Source organism: Novosphingobium rosa NBRC 15208, from assembly GCF_001598555.1.
Taxonomy (GTDB): Bacteria; Pseudomonadota; Alphaproteobacteria; order Sphingomonadales; family Sphingomonadaceae; genus Novosphingobium; species Novosphingobium rosa.
In genome coordinates, this window is sequence record NZ_BCZE01000126.1 from 1 (window position 1) to 13,135 (window position 13,135).

A 13,135-nucleotide genomic window follows, 5' to 3' on the forward strand; every position below is an offset into this window, starting at 1 on the left:
GCGGTAAATGCGATAGTCGCTATACGCGACAACGAAGTGAGTATCGCTTGCATCAGGCGCTACGCTGGCCGACGAGGTTTCGTCCGCCGGCGTTTTTCCGTATGATGCGGCGAACGCTGGTCGGCGAGGTTTCGCCCACCGGCGTTTTTGGCGTGTTTTGGGCTTTGTGATCCGGCTTCCCGCCGGAACGGCCCGGCAGGAGTGGCAAGGACATGTTCGACAATCTGTCCGATCGCCTTGGCGGTGTGTTCGACAAGCTGCGTGGGCGCGGTGCGCTCACCGAGGCTGACGTGCGCGAGGCCATGCGCGAAGTGCGCATCGCCCTGCTGGAGGCCGACGTTGCCCTGCCGGTGGTGCGCCGCTTCATCGATGGCGTGACGGAAGCCGCCATCGGCTCCAACGTGCTGCGTTCGGTGACGCCCGGCCAGCAGGTCATCAAGATCGTCAACGACGCGCTGGTCGAGATGCTGGGTGGGCAGGATGTCCCCGGTCTCGATCTGAATGCCGCGCCGCCCGTCGTCATCATGATGGTCGGCCTGCAAGGCTCGGGCAAGACCACCAGCACGGCCAAGCTCGCCAAGCTGCTGAAGGAAAAGCAGGGCAAGAAGGTGCTGATGGCGTCGCTCGACGTCAATCGCCCGGCGGCTCAGGAGCAGCTCAAGGTGCTGGGCGAGCAGGTGGGCGTTGCCACCCTGCCGATCATCGCCGGCCAGACCCCGACCGCCATTGCCGAGCGCGCGCTGCATAGCGCCAAGCTTCAGGCCATTGACGTGCTGATGCTCGACACCGCGGGCCGCCTGCATGTCGACGATCAGCTGATGGACGAGATGAAGGCGGTTGCCGCCATCTCGACCCCCAAGGAAACCCTGCTGGTCGTCGATTCGCTGACCGGTCAGGATGCGGTGAACGTGGCGCAGGCCTTCTCGGGCCAGGTCGATCTGACGGGTGTGATCCTCACCCGTATGGATGGCGATGCGCGCGGCGGTGCGGCGCTCTCGATGCGCGCCGTCACCGGCAAGCCGATCAAGTTCGCGGGCACCGGCGAAAAGCTGGATGCCATCGAGGTGTTTCAGCCGGGCCGCGTGGCCGGTCGCATTCTGGGCATGGGCGACGTTGTGTCGCTGGTCGAGAAGGCGGCGCAGGCGGTTGAGGCGGAAGACGCCGAAAAGCTCGCCCAACGCATGGCCAAGGGTCAGTTCGATATGAACGACCTGCGCACCCAGCTGCGCCAGATGCAGAAGATGGGCGGCCTTGGCATGCTCGCTGGCATGCTGCCGGGCATGAAGAAGGCCAAGGCGGCGATGCAGCAGAGCGGCATGGACGACAAGGTGCTGCTGCGCATGGATGCCGTCATCGGTTCGATGACGCCCAAGGAGCGCGCCAAGCCCGACCTGCTGAACGCCAAGCGCAAGATCCGCATTGCCAAGGGCAGCGGCGTGCAGGTTCAGGATGTGAACAAGCTCATCAAGATGCACCAGGAAATGGAGCGCGCGATGAAGCAGATCAAGAAGATGGGCGGCCTCTCCGGGCTCGCCGCGCTGTTCGGCAAGGGAGGCCTTGGCGGCGGCATGGGCGGTGCTGGCGGGGCTGGTGGTCTGGGCGGGCTCGGTGGCCTTGGCGGTGGTGCCGGGGGCATGGGCGGACTGCCCGGCCTTGGCAGCGGCGCGCCCGATCTGTCCAAGCTCTTCAAGAAATAAATTTCGTTAATTCAGTCTATTCAACAGTTTAAAATCGAAAGGTAACAGCAATGTCGGTTTCCATGCGTCTGTCGCGCGGCGGTTCCAAGAAGCGCCCCTACTACAAGGTCGTCGTCTCCAACAGCCGTTCGCCCCGCGACGGCAAGTTCCTCGAGCAGGTCGGCACCTACAACCCGATCCTTGCCAAGGATGACGAGAACCGCGTGCGCCTGATCGAGGACCGCGTGCGTTACTGGCTCGGCGTTGGCGCCCAGCCGACCGACCGCGTTGCCCGCATCCTCGACAAGGCCGGCATCAAGGAACGCGCTGCCACCAACAACCCCAACAAGGCCGTTCCCGGCAAGAAGGCCACCGAGCGCGCCGAGGACAAGGCTGAGAAGGCTGCCGCCGCCGCTGCGGCTGCTGCTGAGGCTGCTGCTCCCGCCGAAGCTCCGGCTGCTGAAGCCGAAGCTGCGTCCGAGTAATCGGAATGGCGCGCAAGCCCGTGACCATGGCGGCCATAACCGCCGCCCATGGCATCACGGGCGAGGTGCGTCTCAAGCTGTTCGGGGAAGGCGTGGCGGGGCTCAAGGCCTACCGCGCCTTCAACGAAGGGGCTTTCACGGTGAAGGCGCTGCGCGATGACGGCAAGGGTGGGGCGATTGCCCGCTTCGCCGAGATCGCCGACCGCACCGCCGCCGAACGCCTGCGCGGAACGGCGCTGACCGTGCCCCGCGATGCCCTGCCGCCTCTGGGCGAGGGCGAATATTACCACGCCGATCTGCTCGGCCTGCCTGCCGTCTCCAGCGAGGGCGAGCCTCTGGGCATCGTGATCGCCATCGAGAATTACGGCGCGGGCGACGTGCTGGAAATCGAGAAGCCCAAGGGCGAGGATGGCAAGGCCCTTCGCTTCATGGTGCCGATGCGCGTGGAAGCCGTGCCCGAATGGGATGATGAGCGGCTGATCGTCACCGCCGCTTACGCGGAAGGATGAGGTGATCAACGTCCTTCTGGAGGTTCTGCTGGGCACATGCGCTCTGGCAGGTTTTCTGGGAGCGGTGATCGGCCTTCTATGCTGGCAGTTGAGCGTCGATCAGGCCGCCTTGCTGGCTGCTGCTCTGACCTTTCTGATCGAGGTCATGGTTTTCCTGCATGTCGGGCATTATCATGGCGGCCCTCCGCAGGATGATGTGACGCTGATCGTTTCGGTCTTCGGGGCGGGCGTGTTCAGCTTTCCGATCGGTTTTCCACTTGCCAACACGGTTGCTTCCGCGTTCAGACGGCCAAGATGATTTTCGCCCCTGTTTTTCCGCTTTTATGTCGGTGTGTGCCATGCCCGCTATGCTGATGACCTTTCTGTGGTCCCTGCTGCTGCAAGGCGGCATGTTGCTGGGCGTGCGCGTGTTCTACAAGCGCTGGTCGCCGTTGAAGCAGCGCCTTGTGGCCTCTTTCACCCTGCCGGTGGCTTTGGCGCTGATGGCGGCCTGGATGTGGTTTTCGCCGTCATCCTGCCCCGGTGCCAACACCAGTCCCTGTCCGGCGGTGGCCATCGCGGTGGATTTTGCCCTGCGCATGATCGGAATGCTGCTGGTGGCGGCTTTCCTGCTCTCCTTTATCGGTATCGTGCGGAAGCGCTCATGACCTTTTCCGCCACTGTCCTCACCCTTTATCCCGAGATGTTTCCCGGGCCGCTGGGCGTCAGCCTGGCCGGCCGCGCGCGTGACGAAGGCAAATGGGCCATCGACACCGTGCAGATCCGCGACTTCGCGGCGGACAAACACCGTACCGTCGATGACACGCCCGCAGGTGGCGGGGCGGGGATGGTGCTGAAGGTGGATGTGCTGGCCCGCGCCGTGGATCATGCGCGCGACAACGGCCCGGCGAATCGCCCCGTCATCGCCATGACGCCGCGCGGCAAGCCGCTGACTCAGGCCCGCGTGCGCGAACTGGCGCAGGGCCCCGGCGTGATTGTGCTGTGCGGCCGTTTCGAGGGTTTCGACGAAAGAATCTTTGCCGGACGCGCGGTGGAAGAGGTCTCCGTGGGCGACATCATCCTCTCCGGCGGGGAACCGGCGGCGCTGATGCTGCTTGATGCTTGCATTCGGCTGCTTCCCGGCGTAATGGGCGCGGCCTTGAGTGGGGAAGAAGAATCGTTTGAAAGCGGCCTTCTTGAATACCCCCACTACACCCGACCCCCTGAATGGGAAGGGCGATTGATCCCTGAAGTGCTGCGATCGGGGGATCATGGAAAAATCGCTGCCTGGCGGAAACAACAGGCGGAGGATGATACTCGGTCACGCAGGCCCGATCTATGGGAGCGCCATGGTGGCGTTCCGGGTCAGTCTGCCTCTGGCGCGCGGCGCGAAAAGAAGGACACAGGTCGATGAACCTGATTCAGCAGATCGAGGCCGAGGAAATCGCCAAGGCCGGCAAGACCATTCCCGAATTCCGTCCCGGTGACACCGTGCGCGTCGGCGTGCGCGTTGTTGAAGGCGAGCGTACCCGCGTCCAGGCCTATGAAGGCGTTGTGATCGCCCGCTCGAACCGTGGCATCAACTCGAACTTCACCGTGCGCAAGATGTCGTTCGGTGAAGGCGTGGAGCGTGTGTTCCCGCTCTACTCGCCCAACCTCGATTCGATCACCGTTGTCCGTCGTGGCGTGGTGCGTCGTGCGAAGCTGTACTACCTGCGTGGCCGCACCGGCAAACGCGCGCGTATTGCTGAGCGTCGCGACAACCGCCAGGAAGGCTAATCGCCTTACCGCCCGCGATAACGGGATAACCGTTTCAGCAAAGGCGCCCTGGCCAAGACAGCCAGGGCGCCTTTTTGCTTTTCTTCCCCGCATTTCCTGCCGAGGACGCTTCCTTGCCATGCATCTTGCCCGCTTTTCCGCTGCCCTGCTTGCAGCGACCTGCCTTGTCGCCTCGCTTCCCGCTGCCGCGCGAGAAGCGGGCGTGAGCGCGGGGCAGACGCAGGTGAGCGGCGTGCTGACGCTGGACCGTGTGTTCGCCAGCCCCAGCCTGTCGGGCGCCGCGCCGCGCGGGGTGAAGCTTTCGCCCGATGGCCATTGGCTGACCATGCTGCGCCCCCGCGCCGATGAGCGTGAGCGCTATGACCTCTGGGGTTTCGACCGCAAGAGCGGCCAGTGGACGATGCTGATCGACAGCAAGACGCTGTCCAGCGGCGCGGCCTTGTCCGAAGCCGAGAAGATGCAGCGTGAGCGTCTGCGCGTCGGCGATCTGAAGGGCATCATCAGCTACAGCTGGGCGGCGGACAGCAAGGCCGTGCTGGTGCCGCTGGATGGCGCGCTCTATCTCGCCAGCCTCGATGGCCATGTGCAGAAGCTGGAGACCGGGGCCGACCCGCTGAACCCGGCGCTCAGCACCACGGGCAAGTATGTCTCCTTCGTGCGTGACCGCCGTTTCTGGGTGGTGCCGGTGGCGGGCGGTCAGCCGCAGGCCATCACGCCCGCAGAGCCTTCCGAGACCGTCCATTGGGGCGAGGCGGAGTTTGTGGCGCAGGAGGAAATGGCGCGCTTCAAGGGGGCATGGTGGTCCCCCGGTGACAAGCTGGTCGCCATCGAGCGCTTCGATGAGGCCCATGTCGGCGTGGTGACGCGCACCTCGATCGGCGCCACCGGCACCAAGACCTTCGACCAGCGCTATCCGGCGGCGGGCACGCCCAATGCCGAAGTCAGCATCTGGATCGTCAAGGCCGATGGTTCGGGCAAGGTGCAGGTCGATCTGGGGGCCGAGAAGGACATCTATGTCACCCGCGTCGACTGGGCGCCGGATGGCAAGGCGCTCTATGTGCAGCGCCAGAACCGAGACCAGACCAGGCTGGATGTGCTGAAGGCCGATCCGGCCACCGGCCAGACCACCGTGCTGTTCAGTGAAACGGCGCGCCCGAAGATGTGGCTCAACGTCACCGACGATTACCGCTTCCTCAAGGACGGCACGCTGATCTGGCGGTCCGAGCGGGATGGGTTCGGCCATCTGTATCGTTTCGATCCCAAGGGTGGCAGCTGGACCCAGCTGACCAGGGGCCAGTGGGTGGTCACCTCGCTCGACGGTCTGGATGAGAAGGGCGGCAAGCTCTATTTCACCGGCACCAGGGACGATGTGCTGGCCCCGCAGGTCTATGCGCTGAACTATGCCCATGGCGGCGAGCCGCAGCGCCTGACGGAACTGGGCTATGCCAACAGCGCCAGCATCGACCGCAGCGCGCAGATGCTGCTGGTCAGCCGCAGCGGGCCTGCGCAGCCGCCGCAGGTCTATCTGGCCGACACCAGTGGCAAGCGCCTGACCTGGGTGGAAGAGAACCGCGTGGAGGGCGATCACCCTTACGCGCCCTATCTGGCCGCCCATCGTGCGCCGACCTTCGGCACCATCAAGGCCGCCGACGGGACCGAGCTGCATTACAAGATGATCACCCCGGTGATGCAGCCGGGCAAGGTCTATCCCGTGTTCTTCGAGCATTACGGCGGCCCGCATTCGCAGGTGGTCAGCAAGGGCTGGACCAGCCCGCTGGCGCAGGCGATCGTGGCCAAGGGCTACATCTATTTCGAGCTGGACAATCGCGGCTCGCCCAATCGCGGCGTCGATTTCGAAAGCGCGATCTGGCACGCGATGGGCAGCATCGAGGTTTCGGATCAGCGCGACGGGGCGCAGTTCCTCAAGACGCTGCCCTATGTCGATGGCAAGAAGATCGCCACCTATGGCTGGTCTTACGGCGGCTATATGACGCTGAAAATGCTGTCGGCCGATCAGGGGCTCTATGCGGCGGGCATCGCGGGCGCGCCGGTCACCGACTGGAAGCTCTACGACACCTATTACACCGAGCGCTATATGGGCGATCCGCGCAAGGATGCGGCGGCCTATGAGGCGGCGGGCGTGTTGGGCAAGGCCAGCAACATCAGCGATCCGCTGCTGCTGATCCACGGCCTGTCGGACGACAATGTGGTGTTCGAGAACTCCTCGGCCCTGATCGCCAAGTTCCAGGCCGAGGCCAAGCCTTTCGAAATGATGCTGTATCCCGGCTACACCCACCGCGTGAGTGGCCCCAAGATCAGCGTTCACGTCTGGAATACGATTTTCGCCTTCCTGGCACGGCACGGAGTGACGCCGCCGTAACATTGCCAGTCTACAGTCATGCGACCATGCGTCTCTGGTCGCGATGGAATGGGCCGCGAGGGGCTGATCAGTTCCTCCACCGGCCAAGGGAGTGAGTGAAATGGGTTATCGTGTTGTTGTCGTCGGTGCCACGGGCAATGTGGGCCGCGAAATGCTCAACATCCTGGCCGAGCGGGAATTCCCGATCGACGAGATCGCTGCCGTCGCTTCGCCGCGCTCGCAGGGCACCGAGATCGACTTCGGTGAGACCGGCAAGAAGCTCAAGGTGAAGAACATCGAGCATTTCGATTTCACCGGCTGGGACATCGCCCTCTTCGCCGCAGGCAGCGAGCCCACCAAGATCTACGCCCCCAAGGCCGCCTCGCAGGGCTGCGTGGTGATCGACAACTCGTCGCTCTACCGCATGGACCCCGATGTGCCGCTGATCGTGCCCGAGGTGAACCCGGACGCCATCGACGGCTATGCCAAGAAGAACATCATCGCCAACCCCAACTGCTCGACCGCGCAGCTGGTGGTGACGCTCAAGCCGCTGCATGATGCCGCCACCATCAAGCGCGTCGTCGTCGCCACCTATCAGTCTGTGTCGGGCGCCGGCAAGGAAGGCATGGACGAGCTGTTCGAGCAGAGCCGTGGCATCTTCGTTGGCGATCAGGCCGATGCGAAGAAGTTCACCAAGCAGATCGCCTTCAACGTGATCCCGCATATCGACGTTTTCCTGGATGATGGCTTCACCAAGGAAGAGTGGAAGATGGTGGTCGAGACCAAGAAGATCCTCGATCCCAAGATCAAGCTGACCGCGACCTGCGTGCGCGTGCCGGTCTTCGTCGGCCACTCGGAAGCGGTGAACATCGAATTCGAGAAGGAAATCAGCGCCGAGGAAGCCCAGAACATCCTGCGCGAAGCACCCGGCATCATGCTGGTCGACAAGCGCGAGGACGGCGGATACGTCACCCCCGTCGAGGCGGCGGGCGACAGCGCGACCTATGTCAGCCGCGTGCGCGAGGACTCGACCGTCGAGAACGGTCTGGCCCTGTGGTGCGTGTCGGACAATCTGCGCAAGGGCGCTGCCCTGAACGCGGTGCAGATCGCCGAGCTGCTAGGCCGCCGGCATCTGAAGAAGGGCTGATTTCAGTCCGCCTTCCGAAGGCATGAAAAAGCCCCTGCCGGTTTCGTACCGGCAGGGGCTTTTTGCGTCAGCGCTCAGCGGGTTACTGAGTGCGAACGGTCGTGGTCGTGGTGCTGGTGGCCACATTGGCGCTGTTATGCGCCGGGGCCTTGCGCACCACCTTGGTGTGAACCACCTTGCGGCGGGGCGACGAGGTGGTGGTCGTCACGGCCACTTCCTGCTGCTTCTGCTGCTCGGCAGCGGCGGCCGCCGTGGCGGCTGCGGCCTGACGGGCGGCATTGGCTTCAGCCGCCGCCGAAGAGGCCGCATTGTTGGCCTGTTCGGCGCGGGCATTGGCGTCGGCCACCTGGGCCTGAGCATCCTGCGCCTGGGCATTGGCCGCGGCGGCCTGCTCATGCGCGGCCTGCACGCGGGCGTTGTTCATCGCCTGCTTGCGATGCTGCACCTCGCCCAGATTGGCTTCCGCCATGGCGCCGGCATGGTTGGCCGAGGCGATGGCGTCTTCCTTCTTGCCGCTGGCCAGAGCTTCCTTGGCGTGGTTGAGTTCCTCACGCGCGCTGGCCTGCTCTGCCGTCAACATCTGGGCCGCACCCGCCTGATCGGCGGACTGCAGCTTGGCCTCGGCGGCGGAAATGGCTTCACGGGCCCGGTCGGCCTTGCCTGCCATGGCCGGAGAGGCCAGACCCAGAGCAAGGGCGGTTGCGCTCATAGCGATGATCTTCGACTTAAAGGTCAACATGTCCTGTCCTTTCGGAGCTACCAGTTGAAACTAGTAGGCAGAACAGATCGCAGCCCGCCCTGTTCCATGAACATTTCACCGTGCTTGTTGTTTTCTTAGGTTCATGTATCGGGGCATTTCGGGGCCAAACCACAACGGAGTGACTGGGCAAATGGACGTAAAGACTGGCTTTTTTGCAGGCTTCAACGGCGATCAACTGGCCCTTCACATGGCTGGGCCCGAGGATGGCCGCCCCGTCGTGCTGGTCCACGGCCTGTTTTCTTCGGCCCAGATCAACTGGGTGAAGTACGGCCACGCCGCCCTGCTGGTCGATGCGGGCTTCCGCGTGATCATGCCGGACCTGCGCGCCCATGGGCAGTCCTCCGCCCCGCATGACCCCGCCAGCTACCCCGAGGACGTGCTGGTGAAAGACCTGCTGATCCTGATCGAACAGCTTGGCCTGACCGACTACGATCTGGGTGGCTTCTCGCTGGGCGCCCGCACGGTGACGCGCGGCGTGATCGCCGGGCTGACCCCGCGCCGCCTCGTGCTGGGCGGCATGGGTCTGGAAGGGCTGGCGGGCTGGGCCGGGCGCAGCGCCTTCTTCATCGATGTGATCGACCGTTTCGGCACCATCAAGCACGGCGATCCCGCCTACATCGCCCAGCAGTTCATGAAGGCGCAGAAGGTGGATCAGGTTGCGGCCCGTCTGTTGCTGGGCAGCGTGGACGACACCCCGCCCGAGGCTCTGGCGCAGATCACGCAGCCGGTGCTGGTGGTGTGCGGGGATGTCGATCAGGACAACGGCTCAGCGCCGAAGCTGGCCGAAATGCTGCCCGATGCGCGCTATGTCGAGGTGCCGGGCACGCATATGGGCTCGGTGACTCAGAAGGCCATGGGAGCGGCTATTCTGGCGTTTTTGACAGAAGGTTGAAGGAGTCATGCGAGGGCCATCGCCCTCGCGCTCCCTTTAATGTCTACGTGGCGCTTCGAGTTCGGCAGCAGAGCAACGCCGCTGCGCCGCAGGCAGGAATGTCATGCCTGCGGCGCGGTGAGGTCGGGCGCAAGGATTGGGCGCCACGGCCCAAGCGTCGGAAGACGTTATGGGAGCGCGAGGGGGTAACCCCCTCGCATTTATTCCTTCCTTCTTACCGGAACGGCGGCTCATTGAACGCCCGCAGCTTGCGCGAATGGAGCTTCTGCCCCTCGGCGCGCAGCAGTTCACAGGCCATGGTGCCGATTTTCAGATGCGAGGCGATGGCTTCCTCATAGAAGCGGTTCGCCTGGCCGGGCATCTTGATCTCGCCATGCAGCGGCTTGTCCGAGACGCAGAGCAGCGTTCCGTAGGGTACGCGGAAGCGATAGCCCTGCGCGGCGATGGTGGCGCTTTCCATATCGATGGCGATCGCGCGCGACAGGCTGAAGCGCTGGGCGGACAAGGCATAGCGCAGCTCCCAGTTCCGGTCGTCGGTGGTGACGACGGTGCCGGTGCGCATGCGCTTCTTCAGATTTGCGCCGGTTTCGCCGCTGATGATCTCCGCCGCCTGGGCCAGGGCGAGCTGCACCTCGGCGATGGCGGGGATAGGGATCTCGGGCGGCAGAACGGGGTCCAGCACATGGTCGTCGCGCAGATAGGCGTGGGCCAGCACATAATCGCCGATGCGCTGCGTGTCGCGCAGACCGCCGCAGTGGCCGATCATCAGCCACGCCTCGGGGCGCAACACCGCGAGGTGGTCGCAGATCGTCTTGGCGTTGGATGGCCCCACGCCGATGTTGACCAGCGTGATGCCGCTGCGGTTCGGGCCGATCAGGTGATAGGCGGGCATCTGGTGGCGGCGCCATGCGGTGTCGGAGAGACGCGCGCGGGCGTTTTCCACAGGCTGATCCACATACAATCCACCGGCTCCCGACAGGGCTGTATACCCATTTTTCCCCAGCTGGGTGCCGGCCCAGTCCACGAACTCATCGACGTAACGGTGATAGTTGGTGAACAGGATAAAGCGCTGGAAGTGATCGGTGTCCGTGCCGGTGTAATGCGCCAGACGCGCCAGCGAGAAATCCGTGCGCAGCCCGTCGAACAGTGCCAGCGGGATGGCATCGTCCACCCGGCCCAGATCGATGCCGTCGGCGATCTCGTCGCCGATCAGCGCCAGTTCGGTGGCGGGGAAGTGCTGCGCCAGCTCGGATGGCGTGGTGCTGACCGGCGCCGAGGCATCCAGCACGTAAGGGAAGGGGATCTGCTGCGTGGAGCGGCCCACCTCGATCTCGATGGCGTAATCGGCGGCCAGCAGGTCCAGCTGCTCGGTCAGATATTGCGCGTAGAGCTGCGGGCGCGTCACCGTGGTCGAATAGGTGCCGGTGTAGGGCAGGCGACCGAAGGCGCGGCTGGCGTCCGGATGAGTCTCACGCCCGGCGTAATGGATGCGCAGCTCGGGATAGCACCATGCACGCTCGATCACGCGCTCGGCAGGGGGCGGGGTGCCGTTTTCGGCATAGGCCAGAATGTCGGCGCGCAGCGTGGATACAGCCGCGTCGTAAATGCGGCTCAGATCGGAAATGACGTTTTCAATGTTTTGCATGCGCGTGAGTGTAACGCAGACGTGTGACGGTGCAAGGACCGGGTGAGGGGTGTTTTTAAGAGGGTGAATGGAAGGGATTAAAGCAGAAATGCGAGGGCCATCGCCCTCGCGCTCCCTTTAGTTGTCGGCGTGGGCGCTTCGGGTTCGGGCTTGGAGTAAGGTCGCGGCGGCGCTACCGCCTCGTCGGGAGACGTTCTGGGAGCGCAAGGGGGTAACCCCCTCGCATTTCCTTCTTCAAACCTTCAACCCAAACGAAAAAGGGCGCCCCGAAAGGCGCCCTTCTCGTAACCGCTAGGGGTAAAAGGCTTACGCCTCTTCGCCCTCGGCAGGCTCGTCCAGCAGGTCGCTGGCGATCTCGCCGGGTTCGGCATTGGGGTCATAGGCTTCGGTGAAGCCGCCGACCTCGTTGTCGAACATGGCGTCGATCACGTTCACGCCCTGGGTCTGCAGCTCGGCCTCGTCGGTCGAGCGAGCAACGTTCACCTTGACGGTGACCGAGACTTCGGGGTGCAGCGCGATGCGCACATCGACGATGCCGATGGCCTTGATCGGGTGTTCCAGAACAACCATGGCCTTGGTGACCTTGGCGCCCTGCTCGTTCAGAGCCTCGGCGATGTCGCGCACCGAAACCGAACCATACAGCTGGCCGGCGTTCGAAGCCTGACGGATCAGGACCACGGTCTTGCCTTCGACATCACCCGACTGGGCAACGGCTTCGTCACGACGCGAGGCGTTTTCCGACTCGATGCGGGCGCGGTTGGCTTCGAAGACCTTGCGGTTGGCTTCGTTGGCGCGCAGCGCCTTCTTGTTGGGCAGCAGGAAGTTACGGGCGTAACCGTCCTTGACGTTCACGACGTCGCCGATGGTGCCCAGCTTCTCGATGCGTTCGAGGAGAATGATCTGCATGGGTCTTCTCCCTTACTTGACGAGGTAGGGCAGCAGGCCCACGTGGCGGGCGCGCTTGATGGCCTGGCTCAGCTCACGCTGCTTCTTGGCAGAAACGGCGGTGATGCGGCTGGGCACGATCTTGCCACGCTCGGACATGAAGCCCTGAAGCAGGCGCACGTCCTTGAAGTCGATCTTGGGAGCATTCTTGCCCGAGAACGGGCAGGACTTGCGGCGACGGAAAAATGCACGAGCCATGGATCAAGCCTCCTCGCGGTCGCGACGGCGGCTACGCTCGCGGTCGTTCTTGCGCATCTGCACGCTGGGACCAGCTTCATGCTCGTCCACGCGGACGGTGATGAAACGGATGATGTCTTCGTTGATGCTGGTCTGACGCTCCAGCTCGGCGACGACGCCGGCGGGGGCTTCAATGTTCAGCAGCACGAAGTGCGCCTTGCGGTTGCGCTTGATCTTGTACGCCAGACCCTTGAGGCCCCAGGTCTCGGTCTTGGTGACCTTGCCCTCGTTGCTCTCGACGATCTCGGTGGCGGTGGCGGCCAGCGCATCAACCTGCGCTTGGCTCAGGTCCTGGCGAGCCAGGAACACGTGCTCATAAAGAGCCACGGCAACTTCCTTCACTTGTGTAACCGATCGTTGGCTGATCCGCGGGATTGCGGGGCCCCTCCGGCTTTCTTCGCATGTCCATATGCGCGGCCTGCGAATCCGCGCTTTCAGAAGGGGTGGCGCATAGTGGATTGCCGCGCGAAAGCAAGGGAAATCGGGGCGGGAAGGGGATTCGGAAGAGAAGATGCGAGGGGGTTACCCCCTCGCGCTCCCATGACGTCTTCCGACGATGGGGCAGGGGCGCCCGATCCTTGCGCCCGGGCTCTCGACCTGCGTTACCTGGGGCGCCGCAGGCTTTAAAGTGCATCATTCCAACGCAGTGCATGGCGTTCATGCCTGCGGCGCGGCGGCGTTGCTCTGTGGCTGAACCCGAAGCGCCCACGCCGACAACCAAA

The 13,135-nt window shown here is 64.1% G+C and carries 15 protein-coding genes; 10 read left to right on the plus strand and 5 right to left on the minus strand.

The features are described 5' to 3' along the window. Window positions 1-212 precede the first annotated feature (212 nt). The 9 genes from ffh (at window position 213) to SR3_RS29020 (ending at window position 7,934) form a co-directional block, all read left to right on the plus strand. Window positions 213-1,697, plus strand: a complete 1,485-nt coding sequence (gene ffh, locus SR3_RS28980) for a signal recognition particle protein (RefSeq protein ID WP_068094481.1) — start codon at window positions 213-215, stop codon at window positions 1,695-1,697. Window positions 1,698-1,747: 50 nt separating this feature from the next. Then, a complete protein-coding gene (gene rpsP / locus SR3_RS28985) occupies window positions 1,748-2,161 on the plus strand; it encodes a 30S ribosomal protein S16 (protein WP_068094485.1) in 414 nt (137 codons plus the stop codon). Window positions 2,162-2,166: 5 nt separating this feature from the next. Beyond that, window positions 2,167-2,670: a ribosome maturation factor RimM gene (gene rimM, locus SR3_RS28990; protein ID WP_068094487.1), complete on the plus strand. Its 504-nt coding sequence runs from the start codon at window positions 2,167-2,169 to the stop codon at window positions 2,668-2,670. 1 nt (window position 2,671) lies between these two features. Then, window positions 2,672-2,968, plus strand: a complete 297-nt coding sequence (locus SR3_RS28995) for a hypothetical protein (protein WP_068094491.1) — start codon at window positions 2,672-2,674, stop codon at window positions 2,966-2,968. A 40-nt stretch (window positions 2,969-3,008) separates the two neighbouring features. Next, window positions 3,009-3,317, plus strand: coding sequence for a hypothetical protein (locus SR3_RS29000; protein WP_157099194.1), 309 nt, complete (start codon window positions 3,009-3,011; stop codon window positions 3,315-3,317). Continuing rightward, entirely contained in the window at window positions 3,314-4,063 is a 750-nt protein-coding gene (trmD, locus tag SR3_RS29005) for a tRNA (guanosine(37)-N1)-methyltransferase TrmD (RefSeq protein WP_068094496.1), read from the plus strand. Before SR3_RS29000 ends, trmD begins: the two co-directional genes overlap by 4 nt. Then, entirely contained in the window at window positions 4,060-4,428 is a 369-nt protein-coding gene (rplS, locus tag SR3_RS29010; protein ID WP_068094500.1) for a 50S ribosomal protein L19, read from the plus strand. Before trmD ends, rplS begins: the two co-directional genes overlap by 4 nt. A 118-nt stretch (window positions 4,429-4,546) precedes the next feature. After that, window positions 4,547-6,808, plus strand: coding sequence for a S9 family peptidase (locus SR3_RS29015; protein WP_068094503.1), 2,262 nt, complete (start codon window positions 4,547-4,549; stop codon window positions 6,806-6,808). Between the two features lie 100 nt (window positions 6,809-6,908). Then, complete coding sequence (locus tag SR3_RS29020) at window positions 6,909-7,934, plus strand: aspartate-semialdehyde dehydrogenase (protein ID WP_068094507.1); 1,026 nt, start codon at window positions 6,909-6,911, stop codon at window positions 7,932-7,934. Window positions 7,935-8,016: 82 nt separating this feature from the next. Here SR3_RS29020 and SR3_RS29025 read toward each other — a convergent pair whose 3' ends face one another. After that, on the minus strand, window positions 8,017-8,643 hold the full coding sequence (locus SR3_RS29025) for a hypothetical protein (protein ID WP_157099195.1): 627 nt from the start codon (window positions 8,641-8,643) through the stop codon (window positions 8,017-8,019). 181 nt (window positions 8,644-8,824) lie between these two features. Here SR3_RS29025 and SR3_RS29030 point away from each other — a divergent pair, with 181 nt between their 5' ends. After that, window positions 8,825-9,586, plus strand: a complete 762-nt coding sequence (locus tag SR3_RS29030; RefSeq protein WP_068094512.1) for an alpha/beta fold hydrolase — start codon at window positions 8,825-8,827, stop codon at window positions 9,584-9,586. 214 nt (window positions 9,587-9,800) lie between these two features. Here the strand turns inward: SR3_RS29030 and SR3_RS29035 are convergent, their stop codons facing one another. The 4 genes from SR3_RS29035 to rpsF form a co-directional block, all read right to left on the minus strand. Then, window positions 9,801-11,231, minus strand: coding sequence for an AMP nucleosidase (locus SR3_RS29035; RefSeq protein WP_068094517.1), 1,431 nt, complete (start codon window positions 11,229-11,231; stop codon window positions 9,801-9,803). A gap of 306 nt (window positions 11,232-11,537) precedes the next feature. Further along, window positions 11,538-12,137, minus strand: a complete 600-nt coding sequence (gene rplI, locus SR3_RS29040) for a 50S ribosomal protein L9 (RefSeq protein ID WP_068094519.1) — start codon at window positions 12,135-12,137, stop codon at window positions 11,538-11,540. Window positions 12,138-12,149: 12 nt separating this feature from the next. Next, window positions 12,150-12,374: a 30S ribosomal protein S18 gene (gene rpsR / locus SR3_RS29045; RefSeq protein ID WP_068094520.1), complete on the minus strand. Its 225-nt coding sequence runs from the start codon at window positions 12,372-12,374 to the stop codon at window positions 12,150-12,152. A 3-nt stretch (window positions 12,375-12,377) separates the two neighbouring features. Further along, window positions 12,378-12,740, minus strand: coding sequence for a 30S ribosomal protein S6 (gene rpsF / locus SR3_RS29050; RefSeq protein ID WP_068094523.1), 363 nt, complete (start codon window positions 12,738-12,740; stop codon window positions 12,378-12,380). Between the last annotated feature and the right edge of the window lie 395 nt (window positions 12,741-13,135).

Bases quoted from the DNA above. Each gene is read 5' to 3' on its own strand.
- rpsR (WP_068094520.1), bottom strand. From the start codon at position 12,374: ATGGCTCGTGCATTTTTCCGTCGCCGCAAGTCCTGCCCGTTCTCGGGC.
- ffh (WP_068094481.1), top strand. From the start codon at position 213: ATGTTCGACAATCTGTCCGATCGCCTTGGCGGTGTGTTCGACAAGCTG.
- rimM (WP_068094487.1), top strand. From the start codon at position 2,167: ATGGCGCGCAAGCCCGTGACCATGGCGGCCATAACCGCCGCCCATGGC.
- SR3_RS29020 (WP_068094507.1), top strand. From the start codon at position 6,909: ATGGGTTATCGTGTTGTTGTCGTCGGTGCCACGGGCAATGTGGGCCGC.
- SR3_RS29035 (WP_068094517.1), bottom strand. From the start codon at position 11,231: ATGCAAAACATTGAAAACGTCATTTCCGATCTGAGCCGCATTTACGAC.
- SR3_RS29025 (WP_157099195.1), bottom strand. From the start codon at position 8,643: ATGAGCGCAACCGCCCTTGCTCTGGGTCTGGCCTCTCCGGCCATGGCA.
- rplI (WP_068094519.1), bottom strand. From the start codon at position 12,137: ATGCAGATCATTCTCCTCGAACGCATCGAGAAGCTGGGCACCATCGGC.
- trmD (WP_068094496.1), top strand. From the start codon at position 3,314: ATGACCTTTTCCGCCACTGTCCTCACCCTTTATCCCGAGATGTTTCCC.
- rpsP (WP_068094485.1), top strand. From the start codon at position 1,748: ATGTCGGTTTCCATGCGTCTGTCGCGCGGCGGTTCCAAGAAGCGCCCC.
- SR3_RS29030 (WP_068094512.1), top strand. From the start codon at position 8,825: ATGGACGTAAAGACTGGCTTTTTTGCAGGCTTCAACGGCGATCAACTG.
- SR3_RS29000 (WP_157099194.1), top strand. From the start codon at position 3,009: ATGCCCGCTATGCTGATGACCTTTCTGTGGTCCCTGCTGCTGCAAGGC.
- SR3_RS29015 (WP_068094503.1), top strand. From the start codon at position 4,547: ATGCATCTTGCCCGCTTTTCCGCTGCCCTGCTTGCAGCGACCTGCCTT.
- rplS (WP_068094500.1), top strand. From the start codon at position 4,060: ATGAACCTGATTCAGCAGATCGAGGCCGAGGAAATCGCCAAGGCCGGC.